At 62.5% G+C, this 18056-nt stretch carries 16 protein-coding genes; 5 read left to right on the forward strand and 11 right to left on the reverse strand.

Features of this window, described 5'->3' with window-relative positions; translation table 11 throughout:
- From ACFWFP_RS01945 to drmB, 3 genes are read left to right on the forward strand one after another with little or no spacing between them, the layout of a single operon-like run.
- The gene (locus ACFWFP_RS01945) at positions 1-1734 is read left to right on the forward strand and encodes a UvrD-helicase domain-containing protein (protein WP_379292658.1); all 1734 of its coding nucleotides are present in this window, start codon (positions 1-3) and stop codon (positions 1732-1734) included.
- Positions 1734-4862, forward strand: a complete 3129-nt coding sequence (locus ACFWFP_RS01950; RefSeq protein ID WP_379292659.1) for a helicase-related protein — start codon at positions 1734-1736, stop codon at positions 4860-4862. Before ACFWFP_RS01945 ends, ACFWFP_RS01950 begins: the two co-directional genes overlap by 1 nt.
- 2 nt (positions 4863-4864) lie before the next feature.
- Positions 4865-6616 carry a DrmB family protein gene (gene drmB, locus ACFWFP_RS01955; RefSeq protein WP_379292660.1) on the forward strand — a complete coding sequence of 584 codons (1752 nt, stop codon included), beginning with the start codon at positions 4865-4867 and terminating at the stop codon, positions 6614-6616.
- A 198-nt stretch (positions 6617-6814) separates the two neighbouring features.
- Here the strand turns inward: drmB and ACFWFP_RS01960 are convergent, their stop codons facing one another.
- From ACFWFP_RS01960 to ACFWFP_RS01990, 7 genes are read right to left on the reverse strand one after another with little or no spacing between them, the layout of a single operon-like run.
- Positions 6815-7357 (reverse strand): DUF3558 family protein, encoded by a 543-nt coding sequence (locus ACFWFP_RS01960; RefSeq protein WP_379292661.1) that lies wholly within the window; start codon positions 7355-7357, stop codon positions 6815-6817.
- The gene (locus tag ACFWFP_RS01965; protein ID WP_379292662.1) at positions 7354-9828 is read right to left on the reverse strand and encodes a WXG100 family type VII secretion target; all 2475 of its coding nucleotides are present in this window, start codon (positions 9826-9828) and stop codon (positions 7354-7356) included. Before ACFWFP_RS01965 ends, ACFWFP_RS01960 begins: the two co-directional genes overlap by 4 nt.
- On the reverse strand, positions 9825-10133 hold the full coding sequence (locus ACFWFP_RS01970; RefSeq protein ID WP_379221320.1) for a hypothetical protein: 309 nt from the start codon (positions 10131-10133) through the stop codon (positions 9825-9827). The genes ACFWFP_RS01965 and ACFWFP_RS01970 overlap by 4 nt, the downstream gene beginning before the upstream one ends.
- A 44-nt stretch (positions 10134-10177) precedes the next feature.
- Entirely contained in the window at positions 10178-10807 is a 630-nt protein-coding gene (locus tag ACFWFP_RS01975) for a DUF3558 family protein (RefSeq protein ID WP_379292663.1), read from the reverse strand.
- Positions 10804-11202, reverse strand: a complete 399-nt coding sequence (locus ACFWFP_RS01980; protein WP_379292664.1) for a hypothetical protein — start codon at positions 11200-11202, stop codon at positions 10804-10806. Before ACFWFP_RS01980 ends, ACFWFP_RS01975 begins: the two co-directional genes overlap by 4 nt.
- A gap of 13 nt (positions 11203-11215) precedes the next feature.
- A complete protein-coding gene (locus tag ACFWFP_RS01985; RefSeq protein ID WP_379292665.1) occupies positions 11216-11986 on the reverse strand; it encodes an ESX secretion-associated protein EspG in 771 nt (256 codons plus the stop codon).
- Positions 11983-13638, reverse strand: a complete 1656-nt coding sequence (locus tag ACFWFP_RS01990) for a hypothetical protein (protein WP_379292666.1) — start codon at positions 13636-13638, stop codon at positions 11983-11985. Before ACFWFP_RS01990 ends, ACFWFP_RS01985 begins: the two co-directional genes overlap by 4 nt.
- A gap of 286 nt (positions 13639-13924) precedes the next feature.
- On the opposite strand from ACFWFP_RS01990, the gene ACFWFP_RS01995 reads away from it, so the two are divergent.
- Positions 13925-14374: a hypothetical protein gene (locus tag ACFWFP_RS01995; RefSeq protein ID WP_379221329.1), complete on the forward strand. Its 450-nt coding sequence runs from the start codon at positions 13925-13927 to the stop codon at positions 14372-14374.
- A gap of 60 nt (positions 14375-14434) precedes the next feature.
- Here the strand turns inward: ACFWFP_RS01995 and ACFWFP_RS02000 are convergent, their stop codons facing one another.
- The 3 genes from ACFWFP_RS02000 to ACFWFP_RS02010 form a co-directional block, all read right to left on the reverse strand.
- Entirely contained in the window at positions 14435-14863 is a 429-nt protein-coding gene (locus tag ACFWFP_RS02000) for a hypothetical protein (protein WP_379292667.1), read from the reverse strand.
- 47 nt (positions 14864-14910) lie between these two features.
- Positions 14911-15429, reverse strand: a complete 519-nt coding sequence (locus ACFWFP_RS02005; protein ID WP_379292668.1) for a hemerythrin domain-containing protein — start codon at positions 15427-15429, stop codon at positions 14911-14913.
- Between the two features lie 74 nt (positions 15430-15503).
- Positions 15504-16148, reverse strand: coding sequence for a hypothetical protein (locus ACFWFP_RS02010; protein WP_379292669.1), 645 nt, complete (start codon positions 16146-16148; stop codon positions 15504-15506).
- 76 nt (positions 16149-16224) lie between these two features.
- Here ACFWFP_RS02010 and ACFWFP_RS02015 point away from each other — a divergent pair, with 76 nt between their 5' ends.
- Positions 16225-16668 (forward strand): NUDIX domain-containing protein, encoded by a 444-nt coding sequence (locus tag ACFWFP_RS02015; protein WP_379292670.1) that lies wholly within the window; start codon positions 16225-16227, stop codon positions 16666-16668.
- On the opposite strand, the gene ACFWFP_RS02020 is transcribed toward ACFWFP_RS02015, so the two are convergent.
- On the reverse strand, positions 16658-17953 hold the full coding sequence (locus ACFWFP_RS02020; RefSeq protein ID WP_379292671.1) for a hypothetical protein: 1296 nt from the start codon (positions 17951-17953) through the stop codon (positions 16658-16660). The two genes, ACFWFP_RS02015 and ACFWFP_RS02020, sit on opposite strands and share 11 nt — an antisense overlap.
- Between the last annotated feature and the right edge of the window lie 103 nt (positions 17954-18056).

Genomic DNA, 18056 nt, shown 5'->3' on the forward strand with positions numbered 1-18056 from the left:
GTGGAGTTCGATGAGTTCCAGCAGCGAGTTATCTATGGGGACGTCGATGCTCGCCGCATCGTCGTTGCCGGACCCGGTGCCGGAAAGACCGCGACAAGCGTAAAGCTGATTAATAGGCTCGACTCGGAGATTAATCCCGACTCGGACGATCAGATCATCTTCGTTTCGTTCTCCCGGGCGGCTGTTCGGGCGGCCTTCGATGCATTTGCGTCCGTTGATGACGACTACCGGAGCGAAGTCGCAGCTATGACTCTCGATTCGCTTGCATGGCAGATCACGGATAATGAATTTGACGAGTCCGGTTCGGCAGCACCGAACTTCGATGGAAGAATCAGGGCCGCAACTCACCAACTACGGGATCGCTACGCTGGCGAACTCGATCATGTTGTACACCTCATCGTCGACGAAGCGCAGGACCTCTCCGCAGTCCGACGCGAACTGTTGCTGACGATCATCGACGCGCTTCCAATCGCTTCGGGTGTTACCATATTCGGCGACCCTCTGCAGTCGATCTACGATTTTCTCGACGATGAGGAAACAGTCGGCTGCGAACAATCGGCGTGGGATCTGCTTTGTGAGGCACTCGCGGAGCGGTCGATCACCGAGATCTGCTACCTTGAGAACAACTACCGAGCACAACGGAAGTCTGCGCGCGACGTTGTGCGCACTGAACGTCTCCTTCGAGGGGCGAACTCGGCGACGAGAACCGCGCTACTTGACGAACTGGTTTCTGACCTAACTCATGTAGACCTGGACGAGTTGGCACTCAAGGCAAGCGTGTGGAGCGGTTCGACCGCTGTACTCGCTCGTGCCAACGCCGATGTTATCTGGCTCTTCGACAGACTTGGGCGCGCCGGACTTCCCTGCACCTGGCTGAGTCCTGGACGGAAACGCAGGGTCGCGCCCTGGGTAGCTGAATTGTGGGAGTTCACGTCAGGAATGCCGTTTACCCGAGACATATTCAATGAGTTTGTCTCACTGCATCGCTCGTTAACCGAGGATGCATTCCGCGACCTCGTGCACGCAACCGATGCCGGTCCGTACATCGATTGGCGGTCGTTCGCGCGCAGGCTCTCCGGTGGCACAGACCCGATCGAGCCCTGGTTCAACGGTGAGGAGGCGGGCACGGTCAAGGTGTCTACGATTCACCAATCGAAGGGCCTCGAGTTCGACAACGTTGCGGTCGCGGGTTCATCGGCCATGCTCAGGCCTTCGAAAGGCACACCGGAGAACGAATTGCTGCTCGTCGCCCTGTCCCGGGGACGACAGAAGGTGGTCGTTCTGAATCACCAATCCCCGTTCACTCGCAGACTGCCATGCGGTGGGTTCCTTTATCAGCCACACCCGCGGACGCAAAAGGCCACGGCTGTTGCGATCGAGCCCCACCATCTACAGTCGGAACGACCTGTCGGGGGTGAGGAAGGTCAAAGAGCGTTGCGCAGCAGGGGACAATCCAAACCACTCACTTTCGAACGGTTGTCGACCGGCGGTGCGGAGTGGCCCGCATACCGCTGCCTCATCGACGGCCATGCTGTCGGCTCGACGACCGAAGACTTCGGACGCAGACTCGCACACGCTATCGGCAAGTCCGGCCACACGACCGGCTGGCCTGACCTCGGCTCGGTACTTCTCGAGGGCACCGAAACCTGCTGGAACACGACCGAGGGCACATCGTTCTGGATCAAGCCACGGCCGTTGGGGTTCGCCACGGTCGTGTGGAAGAAGGAAGGCTGATGGCCGAAGACCTCGCTCCCTGGTATGAGGCCCGCGACAGCCTCGTAGAGTCTCTCGAAGAGGAATTGATGGGCCCGCGGGAGCCGGAGCCGCTACACGAACCACCACTCAATCGCATCATCGTCGGCGTGCTCTATCCCCGAGTCGAGAATTTGTCGGACATCTACAAGCCCGGCCTGTCAGAGGACACGGATGGAGAAGCAGGGAGCATCGCCGACGACACTGCAACCGAAGTTGCTGTTTCGCTCTCTCACGCACACAAGCCCTCATCGGTCGGGCTCACATTCACTGTCGATTCTGTGCAGACGCCACAAATCACGATCTGCGCGTCTGCACGGAAGTACACGGAATCCGAGGACATTTGGTATCCGCACGAGGTAGCGACAGATACGGATATCGTGGTCGACAGCACGATGGCGGGTCGGATCGATGAGCCAGTCGCAGATGGCGAGATGCTGCGGATCATCGGTGTGGTTCGCGCCCCGACCACTGCGGAGCACGTGCGGATCTCGGTGTCCCTCGTGAACGGTCACACCCGCACTGACACGTCAGGGGCGATTGATGGATTGTCGTGGTTTCGGCCGACAATCACTGTTTCCACGCCACATGGTGGATTCGTCGACCGCAGTATCGACCCCTCGCGCGTGAGTGCTGATGCCGACGATCGCTCATCACGATTTCTCTACCGCGACGAACCGGTCTTGGCTATTGGGCATGGCTGTGCGGCAAGTTGGGACGAGCACATGCCCAGTCCTGACTCGATCCGGACGACGTTCATTCCGAGCCAGGAAGTTCATCTCGCTCGCCCGGCAGGCGGCGACGAGCAGGACGACTTCGGCCGGTACGACCTCCGGATGGATCAGCTCTCCGATACCTCCGACCGCACGCAACTCCACGCGATGGCAGATGCCTACGAGCGATGGATATCGACCCGACGCAACGATGCCGAAAGCATCGACACGCCCGCACATCGGTCCGTGGCGCTCGAACACATGGACAGGGCCGCGGAGTGCGCCGGACGTATCCGGGCAGGCGTTAAGGCGCTTGACGATCCTGAAGTCGACCGGGCGTTTCGACTGATGAACCGTGCAATGCTGGACCAGCGCCATGCACAGGACCGCTCGCGAGGTGAGCTGCCAAAAACCCAACGATGGCGTCCATTCCAGCTGGCGTACATCCTGATGAATATTCCCGCTCTCTCCGATCCGAGCCACCCCGACCGCGATGTCGCCGATCTACTCTGGTTTCCCACCGGCGGTGGCAAGACCGAGGCGTACCTCGGCTGCATCGGTTTTACCGTCTTACTCCGGCGGCTTCGGCGGGAAGACAACGGCGGCGTATCCGCGATTATGCGGTACACACTACGACTCCTGACTCGGCAGCAGTTCGAACGTGCAGCTGGTCTCATCTGCGCTCTGGAACTCGTGCGCCGCACCGAAATTCCCAATGCTCCGCCGATCTCGCTGGGCCTCTGGGTGGGTAATGCGGCCACACCGGCCGACACAAAAGAAGCGCGAGGGATTCTCCGCAAGATCGCTGACGGCGAGCACGTCCAGGGCTCTACGCCCATGCAGCTCGTCAGATGCCCATGGTGCGGTGTCCAGTTGACTCACAAGCATTACGACGCATCCGGTGAGTCAATGATCATCGCGTGCCGTGAATCCGGCTGCAATTTCCGAGATGGTCTTCCACTGTACGTTCTCGATTCCGACGTCTACGCGAATCGTCCGTCATTGATCATCAGCACCGTCGACAAGTTTGCCCTAATGACGTGGAAGAGTGAGGTGGGTCTGCTCCTCGGCACCAATGGCCCTGCGGACTCCCGTCCGGACCTCATCGTGCAGGACGAACTGCACCTGATCTCTGGACCACTCGGCACGATCGTAGGTCTCAACGAAGCGGCGATCGATATGGCATGCACCGGGGAAGGCCGACCCAAGGTCCTTGCATCCACCGCGACAGTCCGTCGTGCCGCACAGCAGGTTCGTGCGGTATTCGACCGGGACACAGCACAATTCCCTCCGCCTGGGCTCACGCCGTCGGACAACTACTTCGCTGTGAATGCATCCGCGCAGGAGAAGGGTACGCGGCGCTACGTCGGAGTGATGGCCCCCGGAACAAGCCAGTCCACCTTGCTTGTCCGTATCTACTCAGTTCTGCTCCAGGCGGTCGGTGACCTTGACTCGCCCGACGAAGTACGTGACAGCTACTGGACCCTACTCGGCTACTTCAACGCCCTACGAGTACTCGGATCGGCATATCTACAGGTGCTCGACGACGTTCCTGACCGAATGGAAGTCCTCGCTGCTAGACGACAACGATCCGTCCGGGAGATCTCTCAGGAGCCTGTTGAGCTCACATCGCGCGTCGACCAGATGGAGATCCCCAATTCGATGGCGCGGCTTGAGACCAGCTACCCGGACCCCCACAGCCCGGACGTGGCTCTTGCCACCAACATGATCTCGGTCGGCCTCGACATCGACCGACTAGGTCTCATGGTGGTTGCTGGTCAGCCCCAAAGCGCCTCCGAGTACATCCAGTCCACAAGCCGCGTTGGCCGTCGCAACCCCGGCCTAGTGATCACGGCATTGAATAGTCAGAGATCTCGGGACAGTTCACACTACGCGTCCTTCATCCCGTTCCACCGTGCTTTGTATCGTGAAGTCGAATCGACGACAGCGACGCCGTTTGCCCCTCGAGCTCGCGATCGTGCAGGCCACGGCGTGCTTGTCGCATCGACTCGCTTGATGGTTCCGGAACTGAGTACCGATGAATCAGCGGAGAATGTCGCCGACTACTTGAGCCAAATCGAGGCAGTCATTGACCGTTTGGTCGATCGGGCAGACCGGATTGCCCCTGCCGAGGCCGGCCCATTCGGCGAACAACTGCGTGAGTTGCTAGCACGCTGGAAGAACGACGCCGGTCTCGATGCAGTCAAGCGCTATGGGTCGATGCGGCCCCCCAAGGCAACTACGCGATTGGGTGACAAGCCACTGATCAATCCGGCCGAGGATGTCGGCGCCGGAAGCTTTCCAGTCCGCGGCGCTCCGTGGCCCACCATGACCAGCATGCGTGATGTCGATGCAGAGACCGGCCTATACGTCAAATATCTGAAGCGGAAGGACTGACGGTGCCGCCCGTTACGAAAAAACTCAAGCAGGGCAACACGCCACCGGTCAAGACGACCGTGCGGAGATCGCAGCTGATCACTACTTTCGGAGTCGGCTCAGTTATTCCGGTGGAGTCCGAGAGCTTCATGATCGCGGGGCTCGACCTGTGGAACACCAAGGAGTCCGATCGAATTCACGAACCGCGGCTCAGTCGCTCATTGGGTGCCACCAGCCTTTTCGCACCACCAGCGTCCGCCGGCATGGTGCCGATGGTCCGATTCCCTGAATGGGTACACTGCCCGAAATGTACACGCCTCGATCGCTTCTGGCGTATCGCTGACAAGGACGGCAAGGGCGACTACATCAACCGGTGCCGTCACTGCATCACTCCGCGACTCGTCCCCTCTCGATTCGTGGCGTGCTGCATCAACGGTCACATCGAGGACTTCCCCTACGATTCCTGGGTCCACCGCGGAGCAGTACGCGAATCCGCGGAGAAACACTCACTCTCGTTGAGAACGGACTCACGGAACTCGACCCTCGCCGGGGTGACAGTCACCTGCACGTGTGGAGTCTCTCGAACTCTCGAAGGAGCGCTGGGCCGAGGATCGCTCACCAAGCGCTGCAGCGGTTCGTCCCCCTGGCTGGGGCGCGACGATGATGCATGCTCGGAATCACTCGTGGGCCTCCAACGAGGCGCGTCCAACGTGTGGTTCGCAGATGTCCGATCTGCGCTCACCCTCGATCACGCTGTCAGCCCAGCCGAGGAACTGCTCGAGCGGAGCCGCTCCACCCTCGAGAATTTGACAGGCGCCGACCTCGACGCGGTGCTCGAGATACTCGCCCGAACGAACGGCGTTGACTTCGACGAACTTAAAGAGGCCGTTCGTAGACAATCGGAAGAGGAGCCCAACGGCCGCGAAGCATTTCTACAGCTTCGGCGCGACGAATACGGTGCACTGGGACGCGAGCACGCCGAGGAAGACGGATTCGAAACCTTCGTATGTGAGCCCCAGGTCGTCGAAGCCGATGCCGAAGCGGGCCGTATTCTCGACGTCGTCTCGAAGGTGTCGAAGCTGCGTGAAGTCCGCGCTTTGAAAGGCTTCTCCCGCGTGAGCGTCGCTACCGGAGAATCGAAGTCACCACGCGCAAAGCTCTCAACAGAGCGGGTCGGATGGCTACCGGCCATCGAAGTGCTCGGGGAAGGAATCTTCCTCCGCCTCGACGAGGAGGCGGTCGCCCAATGGGAGCAGTCCGCATTTGCCCTCACGCGCGTATCACTGCTGAACAAATCGCTTAAATCTGCCGCTCCTGAGTGGGTGGAAGCAGTGCAACCAGTATCGCCCCGCGAGCTACTGACCCATTCTCTGTCGCATGCGGTACTGAATGAGCTTGCGATCGACACCGGCTACCCCGCGTCGTCGATTCGTGAGCGCTTGTACACCGAGCCCGGCCAAGCCGGAATCTTGCTCTACACGGCGACCGCCGATTCAGCGGGTAGCCTAGGTGGCCTATGTGCGCGGGGAACAGTCGATAACATGCGCGGTGTCCTCGAAGCCGCGACTGAACGTTCCCAGTGGTGTGCAGCAGATCCCGTCTGCCTGGAATCCCTGGCTACCGGCGCCGGAGCGAGGAACCTTGCGGCGTGCCATTCGTGTCTCTTGGTTCCCGAGGTGTCCTGCGAACTGATGAATGGCTACCTCGACAGGGCGACGCTTGTAGGCACAGTTTCTGATCCGAACGGTGGATTCCTAACCACGGGATACATGTGAGCCGTCGCGCGCCCGATCTGACCGGTCAGTGGTCCGGTCGCGGTGGTGGTTCAGGTTCGCCGGTGGCGGCGTCGAGTCCGGGCCGCGCGGTCGCGTGCACGCCGGGTTTGGGGAACCCGACCGTCAGATCACCATGCGAGGTCCAATCTAGCCGTCACAGGTTCGGCTGACCGGACTCGCTCTGGTTATCGCATCGGTTCAGCCCTCGAGCGCAACCAAGAACTTCTCAGCCAAATTAACGCCATTCTCGCACGTCTCATCGCTGAAACGGCCATCGAGGAGAACTGAGTATTGGTCCACCTGAACCAATATTTTGCACGTTCCCGGGAACTGCTTGTTGTTGGCGATGGTCGACGTTCTGGTGTCGATTGTTCGGTCTGTGAAGTTGTAATTGCCGGAAATCTTGCTTTGTCGGAAGTGATCTACCGTCGTATTCGTCGTCTGCAAATAGAATGCCGCAGAGGATGGGGGACCGCCAATTAGGCAGCCGCTATAACGCACACCAGGGTCGGTGGGGGTTGCTGGGTTTGACCTCTTGGCCATTTGAATCCGTAAACCCTCGGCGGTCAGTAGCTCGGGAGGCAATCGGTCGCAAGGATCATAGGGGAGGTCGGCTGTGCTCAGTTGCATCGGGGGTGTGGTTGAAGATCTCACCACTGGGTCGTCGCCTATTGTGCAGCCAGCGCTGCAGAAGAGCAGGATGATTGGGGCTAATGATCGCCCGATTCTCGTTGGTCTCATTTCCCTGCTTTCCCGCTGTCGCCGATATATGCGGTATTTCCGGCCAGGAACTGCTTCAGGCGGTCAGGGTTTCCGGCAAATCCGGTATCAAGGTCGTTGTACGCTCCACTGTAGTCTCGCCGGTACTGATCTGTGATGACCGTTGGGAGTTGGCTACCGCCAGCTGAATTGGCGGTGTCGAGTTGAGTTCGGAAGTTCTCCCATGCCCTGCCTTGGAGTGTTTCCACATTGGGAAATTGTACGGGTTGAGGATCGGGCTCGGGGTTCCATTTCTCGACGACGGATTCCATTCCCTTGTCCCGCATCTCGCCGACGATCCCGTGGACAATCGCCCCGCCCGGAAGTCGTTCGACAGCTTGGTCTGTTCCGCCGCTGATGAGCGTCGTCGCAAACTCTGCTGCCTTTTGCTTGGTTTCGTATATTTCGTTCGCGTGGGTGAATTTATCGGAGGCCTCCGACACATCCAGGTTCGTCGCTGCGTTGTAAAGGGCATTGTCGATTCTGGCATCGAGGCCACCAATCATCGCTGCGGTATCGAGCGGCGTGGTGTCTTGCCCGTTCGCGATCTGGTTGATCACGGCTAGATCGAAGGTTTGTCGTGCGGTCTCGAGGTACAACTGGCCGTCAGGTGAGTGGGCGCCGAGGAACAAGAGGCGTTCGGCATCTTCGTTGGATACGGATGCAATCCCGTTCGTAATACCCGAAGTTTCGTGGTGTCCAGCGATCGAGTCGAGATTTGGTGCAAGAGTCTTGCTCAGGCCAGTGGCTAACTCGGGGTTCTTGATGAAGTTTTCCGCATTCGATTCGAATACCGACTTGCCATCCTTTGCGACGAGCATGCCACTCTCGTCCCGGGGCGCGAAGACCTCGGGGAGTTCGAGGTAGGCGTCGCGGGCGAGGTCGCCCATACGGCCTGGCTCGTGAGTTTGCTCGCCGACCCAGCTGTACAGCCCGGACGCGGCACTGCCCTCGTCTTCCCATTCGTGTGAGAACACACTTGAAGTAAATTTTGAGGGGTCGTAATTTCCCGAAGGCTGGTATTCGGCGCCGCCTGCACCGAATGACAGGTCGGCTGGCAGCGGCTCGCCGGTGTGTGAGTTCTTGCCAGTCAGAAGTTGGTACGCAGCTTCGGGATTCGATGTTCCGAGGTCCATGTACTTCTGCGCCGTCGCGTCGAGCGTGTCCTTGTCAGGCTCGCGGAAGAATCCTTCGGTGTCGATAGATCCGTCCGGCATTGCTTGGTTCCACCACTGGTTGGTCCACTGGTTGACGTGGGCATCCTTGCCGTCGACGTAGGCGGCGAGGTCGGCGCCCTGGCGGCCGAGTTCGGTGCCGAGGGTGGTGCCGGGCTGGATGCCGGAGTCGGCGTGTGACATGAGGTCGGCGAGCCCGACCTTGTCTTTGAGCCGGTTCTGGAAGTCGTAGGGGCCCTGGGGTGCGATCTTGCCCCAGTCGCCGTCGCCGAGGCGTCCGGAGACGACGTTGCGGATTCCGGCGGGCAGTTGGTTGTAATCGCCGGCGCCGATGAGTTTGCCGTTGTCGAAGCCGGTGCCGATCCGCTCGTTGGAAACCATCATCAAGCCGCTCGCGAGCGTGGTTTGTGCGGCTGCGGCGGCGGGTGCGGTGGACAGTCCCGGTTGGTTCTGGGTGTCGAGATAGGTTCCGAGGGACAGCAATCCGTCTTTGCCGAGGTCTTGGTACAGCGACTTGTAGTAGTCGCGCAGCTCAGCCGGGACCGCGATTTCCTTGCCGTTGGCGAGCGCTTCCTTGTCTGCGTCAGACAGGGCGTTGTCCGGCATGTTGGCGAGGATCTCGTTGATCGTTGCGGTGTCGTTGGTGCGCAACGCTTCTGCGAGAGCCTTGCCGTCATCGGTCCCGCTCTTGCCGTACTTGCTGGGGTCTTGTGGGCCGAGGCCGTATTCGCCGTTGGCCTTCTGGATCATGTCGACGAGTTCTTGACCGGCGGCCTGGGCGAGTTTGATGTCTTCGGCGACGAATTGGCCGATCAGGCCCTTGATCCGGGTGGTGCCCTCGACAGCGTAGGTGGCGAGTTGTTCTTCCGACATGGGGATAGTCATGCCGGGAACAGGGCCGGGGACTTCCTTTTTGCCTGCGGGGACGGTGACGGTACCGTCGTCGGCGACGTTCAGACCTTGGTAGAGGTAGTCGTCGGCGGCTTTGACGGCGGCGTTTCGGAAGCCGTCCATCGCGGATCCGTGGGTGCGGTAAGCAGTGGCGATGTCTTCGAGTTCGGTCGCGAGCTTGTTGCCTGCTAGACGTTCGCCAAGGGCTCGCTCATTGGCGGCTCGCGCCGCGTCGCCTTTCCAATCATCTTGGGTCGCGTCCACTTTGGTATGGACGTCGGACATGTGCTTCTTGAAATCGGCGACGAGGGTGTCGATGCCGCGGGCTACCGCGCTGGTGGTCGCTTCGGGATGGAAACCGCGGAGGGCGGCGAGGCCGATGGTCATGAGTACACGCCTCCGGTGGTGGTTTTGAGCAGGTCGGCGAAGGCTTGATCGGCTTCTTCGTAGTTCACCGAGCAGCGGATCGCGGCGTCGCCCATGGCGTTGATGCGGGTGGCGACGGAGGTGAGGGCTGTTTTTACCTGGTCAATGGCTGCCGCTGAGACCGCCGCGGTGGCGGTACCCGGCAGGTCGTCTACGCCGCAGCGGAAGGGTTCGCGCGTGTCGGTGGCCTGGAGTGCTGCGCCGATGCGGTTGAGTTCCGTGCCGAGGCCGACAAGGATTTCCTTGTTGACGGTGAGATCTGTCATCGTTGGTCCCCCGGTGGGTGGGCTGCAGTGTGTGTTGGGTTGGGTTACTTGGACTTCGGTAGGACTGCTTCGATTGTTCGTGCGGCTTCCTCGATGTGGTCGCAACCCATCCAGAGGGTGAGCGCGGCGGCACTTTCGACAGTGACGTCGATTGTGCCGTCCGGACCAGCCATCGCGATGCTGCATCTCTCGCGCGAGGTGCGACCGCGCAACCGGTAGCTGATTGCCTGGCGCCCGTTGATCAGCGTGGTCTGCTTGTCTACGAAGTCGTCACGTTTCCAGTAGTCGGCAAGCTGAATGTTGCTGGACCGGACTGCCAGTGTCGCGACCGAAAGTGTGTTGGTTCGGATGGTTTCCATGCGTTTGAATTCACATCCGATGAACGCGTAGTTGTCTGCGATGAAGTCAGCTCGTGTACGTGTGTCGACAGCAAACCCCAGTGACGCGGCTGGTTCGTCTCCGATCGTGAAGCAGGGGTCGTAGCTCACGGTTGAGCCTGATCTCGCTGGCTGGGATGGAGCTGGAGGAACCGTTACCGCTTTCGCGGGCAGTTGCGAGTTCGATACGGCGGTGGAGGTAGGGCTGGTCAAGTCGCCCGTGCCGTCTGGAGTGCATCCTGTGAGCGCGGCGCAGCCAATGATGGCGATGGTGGTTGCGGTCGTTCGTAGCGTCATGAGTGGTTGTCGACTCCGTCAGCGGCAAGGTTGATGCGTTTCTGATTCAAGGCATCTATTTCCGGGACCAGGTTTGCAGCCCGGAGGTAGCCCTCCTGGATGTCGTATATCCCACCGATGATCTGGTCGAGAACGGTGGCCCCGTCAGTGGCTTTCTTGGAAAAGCCGTTCTGGAGTTCTAGCGCGGACTGCAGGCCCCCGAAGCCCTTGAAGTTCGCGGCGTCGCCGACCTGCTTGCGAACTGTGGTCAGCGTGTTCAGAAGAAGGTCGTACTGGCCGACCATCTCGAGCACGGCCTCACGTTCAAAACTGAACTGCCCATTGCGCGCCCCCTCCAGGAAGGCCGAGATCTCAGCCTGTCCGTAGTCGAGGTTGACTGGTACTTCGGAGGTCATCGGTGGCTCTCTTTCACCGTGTCGGCACGCGGTCGAAACCGGCACGGGTGTGGAGTTCGGCGGCGAGGCTTGGGAGGTCGGTCGGTACGACGAACGTATCGTCCTGGTCGACCTGGATCAGGTAGCGGCCCGATGCGAATTGACCGGGGACTACGTCGATCCAGTTCAAATACTGTGTTGGCGAGGGATATTCGGCACGGAGGCCGCGTTCGATGATCAGTTGGCCTTCGGCGCTACGGGGTTTGCGCATCAGTGTTCGGATGCGTTCGTCAACGGGCAGGCGGCCGTCGGAGCCGCGATTCCAGTTCGTGGGAGGTTCGAGGCCCCGCACACGAGGCGTGTAACCGAGCATTCGACCCGCTCCGCCCGCTTCAGTTGGGGGAAGGGTGGCCGCGAGGTGGACAGGCACCGCGTGCGGTCGCACGGTCGATATCTGAATCGGGCCGGAGGCCTCGGCAGTGGAGCAGCGTTGGAAAACCACGACGCCGATCCGGCCGGAGACCACGCCGTGTGAGTGGACTTCTTGGCCATCGGAGAGGGTGCCGAAGCACCGAATTCGAGTTTCCGGATTGGCCAGCGCGGTGAAGGCCACGCGCAGCGGGGAGTCTTCGTCGCGCAGGAAACCCTCAGCGAGAACGGCTTTCATGTGCCGATCCCCATCCTCGGTGGTCGGGGTTTGGCGGATTCGTATCGGGTCGGGGTAGTCGAACTCGTCGTGGCCGGGAAATTGTCGCCACAGCCAGGCAAACTGGTTGGAGTCGAGGGTCCAGTTCGATGTGGTCACGGTCGTTCACGCTCCGTTGGTGCGGCGGGCGGCGGGGGAGTAGATGCTCCCCACCCGTAGGCGGACAGCAGCGACGCCACGTCGGGAGTGAGTCCGGCCGGTTGTTGTTCGGCTGGCGGACCGGCAGCCGGAGTCGGTTCGGGCTGATCGACCTGGATGGGCACGGCGCTTTCGAGAACGGACTCCGGGATGCTTGTGGAAGGTGGCACTTCAGCTGGAGTGCGCGAATTATCTACGGGAGCAGCACTATTCGAGGCAGGGGTAGTCGGCGCCGCGGATACCGCGGCCTGTCTTGCGGGCGGAGCGTCGGAGTGTTCCACGGGCAGGGCCGATGGTGCGTCCGCGCCGACCGCCGCAGGACGGCTGTTGATGCCCTCGGTCCAGTCGTCGTGGACGCGACGGAGGTAGTCCGGGCTCTGGTGCTCGTCGTCGTTGCCGCCTCTGCGCTGCCCGGCGCCGGGCGCCATCGGCCCCATCGGACCGTGAGCGCTTGCCCGGCCACCACCGGCTCCCGCGGATCCTGCGACCGAGGTGGACGGCGGCTGGGCGTTCACTCCTGGCAGCGGAGCGCCGAGGTTGGGTGTGGACGGCACACCGGCGCCCGGCAAACTCGCGCCCGGCAGGCCCGAGCTTGGCGAACCCGTGCCCGGTGTGCCCGACATCGGCGATCCGGCTGCGCCGAGAGGGCCGGACTGTGTTCCGGCCGCGGTTGTTTGCGGCGACGATTCCGAAGGTGATCCGCTCGAGTCCTCGGTTTGCTCGGTCGTGTCCTCGTCGGTGCCGGATGGGTCGGTCGAATCATCCTGGGCACCATCGACATTCGACGGTTCCTCGGTCGCGGTGTCGTCGTCGGCGCCAGCGGGCGCCGTCTCGCCGTTGGTGGCCGGAGAGGGGGAGGACGGCGAACCTTCACCCTGGGTGCCACCATTGCCGCCCGCCGCGGATTGATCGCCCCCGGCCAACGCATCTTGCACCACCGGATAAGACGGAACTCCCGAACCGTTCGGAGGGTATGACGGTGTGTAGATCTGCTCCATCGCCGCGCGGGTTGCGGCGAGTGCCTGGTCTTGCTCGGCCCGCTGGTCGGTCGCAGTTGTCGGGTTGACCAGGCCCGGAATAATCGACGACATCGGGTCGTCGGGGTTCAGGGTTGTGACCAGGGTTCTAGGGGCCTGTACCGCGGCCCGAACGGCCTCGGCTGCGCAGGCCAATCCCTCGACTCGGGTCCCAACTGCCCCGAAGACCTGTCCGACGACGTCGATGACTGTCGCCACTCGCTGCGATGCGGCCCGCGCCGCGTCACCGCTGGAACCGGACCACTCGCCATTACCGAGCAGGCGGGCCAAGTCCTTCGCGTTCGACTGGGCTGCTGTTGTCAGCTCGGTTGACGCTTTCTGCCACACCGTGCCGAGGGTTTGCAGGCCGGCGACGTCCATGCCGCCGGCTCCGTGCACCGCGTCGTAGATTTGTTGATGCGACATCGTCTGGAACTGCTCGAGAGTCTTGGCGTAATCCGGGTCGGTGCTCGTGCCTTGGCCGGACAGCGCGGCTTCGATCGCCTGCGAACGCGACCGGACCCCACCCAGCTTGCCCAGCTCGGCAGCCGCTACCGACACCCCTGCCTGCAGGATCACTTCAATCGGCGAAGTCACCGCACCCCCTCGTCGTTGTCCCGGGGAGCTTACCGAAGGGCTCTCGCCGGTCGGATCGCTCTGCCGGAAGCGCAAGCCTGACCAGGGCAAACCTGCCGCCGCCAGACCGCTGTCATTCCGTCCTGAAACGCCTCTCGATCTCTTTGACGCGAGCCGGTGCGATTCGGTTCCATGGTTCGGAGAATCGCGCCAAGGTGCGATGGCGGAGTCGATCGTTGCGACTATGGTCGAGCGGCGATACTACGACGAGATCGAGCTCTACGCCGCCTAGCTTTGGAGCGACAAATTGGCCACGGATCTTTCGTTCTTCCGCTCGGAGACTGCTCAGCGGTTGCGCGCGCAGGGTGGTGAGCTGGCCCGCATCGAGGAAGCCGCACGTGCATTACTTACCGTGCTGGCCGGTCGCGGAATCGAGCTGTCCTCTGGTCAGCTGAAGGTGGTCGCCGACACTGCTGACCTCGATCAGCTTCGGGGATGGTTGGTACGGGCGGTGACCGCGACCCATGCGGACGAGCTGTTCGCGGGGCAGGCGTACTTCGAAGGCTACGAAGAGGGATTGCGGCAGGGACAGCTCATGGGAGCATCTCGCTCGGTTCTTGCTGTTGCGACGGCCCGCGGAATCGAACTTTCCGCCGCACAGAGTACGACTTTGAACAAGACCGGCGATCTCGATCAGCTCCACGCATGGCTCGTGAAAGCCATGACCGCGGCCGTTGCGGACGAAATCTTCGACTGACCGACGGCACAGCAAGTGATTGCCTTGCTCGCTGATTGGTTGCATCGGTTGGACAAACTGTCATGACACCTTAATGACGACTTTGCCTGCGGCGTGGCCGTTTTCGACGGTGTCGAGGGCGGCTGGGGAGTCCGAGAGCGGGGGGATCGAGGTGATCACGGGTGTAAGGGCGCCGTCGAGACCAGCCGGGCGGAGCGGTCGAGCGTCGGTGGTTGCGCGGGCTTCGGTAAGTAGGTAGGTGTCGCCCAGGGCGTTGATGGTGAGGCTCAGGGCGAAGCCGATCCAGCCGAGGATGGGGGAGAAGTCGGTCGCGAGGTAGGAGATCCAGATCATGAGCCACAGGGTGACGCTGGCGAGGTGGGCCAGGACCAGGGTGGGTGGGCGTTGGGTGGGATTTCTCGGGGAGCTGAGTGGGGAGCCGCCACCGTGGAGGAGCCAGCCGACGAGGATGTTCAGCAGGCCCAGGACCAGCGCAATGTAGGCGGTCATGGGTCAAACGGTACGCGGCCTCCCGCTCGAAGCGAGCAACTTTCGGTCTACGAGAACATCAGGCGGAGAGGACCGGGGACCGTGGACAGTGCCCTGCGGCGGGGTTCACCCTCGATGTCCCGCAGGAGCCACGAGTAATAGGGCCGAAGACCGCGGAGTCCGATGCGGCGGCGCATTTCTCGGTCCAGTAGCGACCATTCTCGATCGTTGATCAGTGGCAGTGTTTCTTGTTCTTCGTGCTGTAGGTGGTTGTGCAACAGTTCGGACAGTGCCACGAGCGTCGGTCGCGCGGCCTCGGGTCCTGAAGTGTCGAAGGTCCGGTTCACTTGGGCGAGGAGTGGATCGATTCGGTCGTGTTCGGCGGCCATCGCGTCGACCAGCTGCGCGTTCACGCCGCGGCGGCGCAGGCTCGGCCAGAGTACGACGTCCTCGGCGGTGTGGTGGACGGAGAGTTGGGTGCGAAATTGCGTCCAGCGTTCGCGATCCGGGGCGGCAGCGAGTGCTCGGAGATCGCGTCGGAACGCGTCGTGTGCTGCGTACATCATGGCCAAGTCGCGTTGAGTCATGGATCAATTACATCGGCGTATGACGAGACCGGACATCGTTCATTCACCCAGGTCCATGCGTGAGCGTCTCAGGATCAGTTCGTCTGGCGGACTTTGATGGCGTCTCGGGAGATGTAGACGTCGTATTCGCCGGGGGTGGCTATGGTGGCGTTGCCGTAGGCGGAGCGGACGAAGGGGTTGGTGTACCAGCGGTTTTCGTTCATGTCTTCGAAGAAGTCGCGGTCGCCGCCGTTGAGGAAGATGTGGTCTTGGGCGGGGGATTTGCCGTCGAGGCGTTGGCCGAACAGGCGGCTGAGCTTGTAGCCGGAGTGGAAGCCAAGGGCGTTGACCCAGGGTTCGAGTTCGACGATGTTGGACTGGAGGGCCCACAGGTCGCCCTCGATGCGGTGGGTTGTCGGTTGGCCCGGGGTGCCGTCTTCGTCGAACTGGGTGAGTACCAAATCGAGTTGGTGTTCTTGGCCGGCAACGGGTTTGGCGACCACGTGGGCGGCTTTGATCTCGCCGGTGAGGCCGAGATAGGTCTGGAGGAGGGTGGCGATCCAGAGTAGGACGACCGTGACCAGGAGGAGGGCGGTGCCGGGGACCGCGCGGCCGAGAACGGCCATGGGTCCGCGGTGGCGGGCGGCGGCCAGTGCGGCCATGACCAGGAGGGCGACGGCGAGGACGATCAGCGCGAGGAGACCGACCTGGGCGAACCCGAAGGACACCGGGAAACTCATGATGTGGGTATACCCCGAAAACGTCTGCTACAGCGGCTGTCTCGAAGTTCCAGGGTGAGCAATTCGATCAGGAGGGGTGACAGTGGAGAAGTACCGGGTGCTCGTGGGGGTTCATCTGGTGTTGGTCGACGGGCAGGGACGGGTGCTGTTGGGGCGCAGGCTGAATACGGGGTTCGGCGACGGGTTGTTCCATGTGCCCGCGGGGCATCTGGAGGCGGGGGAGTCGGCGGTGGCCGGGTTGATCAGGGAGGCACGTGAGGAGGTGGGGATCGAGATCGCCGCGCGGGATGTGGAATTCGCGCATGTGTTGCACAGCGATGAGCGGGTGCAGATGTTCTTCACCGTGCGGCGATGGACTGGGCCGGTCACCAACTGTGAACCTGAAAAGTGCTCGGAACTGGGGTGGTTCGAGCCCGCGCGGTTGCCCGACGAGATCGTTGGCTACTGCCGGGTCGGGATCGGCAAGGTGATGGCGGGGCAACCGTTTTCGGAATGCGGGTGGGAACCGGCTAGGGGCTGACGAACTTCGGTGGCGCGGACCGGTGGCGCATCAGGCCCAGGACCGCGATCGCGCAGCCGAGGGCGACGGCGATCGCGACCAAGCCCGGGCCCATGCCGCGATCCACGTTGGTAGTGCGGTACCAGGACGACGAATAGGCGAGATGGCCGAAATCGGTGTCGCTCAGAGCGACTCCGATCGAGGGCACGAACAGGATCGCCAGGCCGACAGTCCCGGATGTGGCGCTCTGTGGAACCGAAGTGCCGAGGCAGTAGCCGGCGATCGCGCCGAGGGCAAGGCAGCCGACGGCAGCGGTGAGGGTGGCGTGCGGGGCGAAGACATCGGTGGCGAGGACGAAGCAGGCCAGCAAGAGCACGCTCGCCGCGGCCACCACCGGGCGTGGTGTGCGCATGCCGAGCAGCAGGCCGGCGGCGGTGGCCGCGAGGGTGGCGAGGTCGATCCAGCCGGAGCGCGGCAGTGTGGTGACGAGGCTGCCCGCGACGGAGAAACTGCTCATCAGCAGGACCAGAATGCCCTCGCGGTCCGGCAGGATCAGCGCGGCGGCGACCGCGGCCGCGATGGCGACGATCGAGGCGACGACCAGATAGGGGGTGCTGGTCTTGTGGGACGCCACGGCGAGCGCGGTGACGATGGTCGTCGTGAAGGCGACGACGGCGGCGAACACGGGAGCCAAGGGGATGGCGGTTTCGATGGTGGAGCGGGCCGGGGCCGCCGTGGTGAACGCGAAGTAGGCGAGGGCGAGCACGGTGGCCCCGATGAACCACAGGGGCAGCGCGCCGCCGAGCGCCCCGCTGAAACCGTCGGCCTCCGGGTCGGTGGGCGACTGGGTCAGGTCGCCGATGATGGTGCCACCGAGCGCGCCGAACAGGTAGACGGTGCGCAGCAGCGGTTCGTTCCAGACCGCCACCGCGAGCGCGCCGACGACAACACCAGCGAGCAGTGCGTCGATGAAGTTCAACGTGGGCAAGGACAGGCTGTCGAGGTGACCGTCGGAGCTGTCCGGAATGAAGGCCAGATGGTTCACCAGGATGCCGAGCAGGGCGAGCAACGCGGTCCAGCGGGCCGTTCGCACGCTGCCGATGGCCACGGTGACGGCGGCGGTGATCACCGCCATGAACGCCGCACCGGTCATCGCCCGCGGAATGTTGAACACCAGCAGATCGACGTGCAGCGACGCCGCCAAGGACGCGAAACTGATCGGCAACATGATCGCGAGCGCCGCCACCGAGGTGGCGACGAAGATCGTGACGGTTTCGGCCGCGCAGCGAACGGTCGAAGGCTGCACCGAATCCCCGTTCTCGCGGCTGACCCGGTCCGGTCGGACCGTGTCCGGAGCATAACCACTTCGGCACCGGGCGATCGGCTCCTCGAACCGGCGGCCGTTCGTG

This window comes from Nocardia sp. NPDC060249 (assembly GCF_042728755.1).
Taxonomy (GTDB): domain Bacteria; phylum Actinomycetota; class Actinomycetes; order Mycobacteriales; family Mycobacteriaceae; genus Nocardia.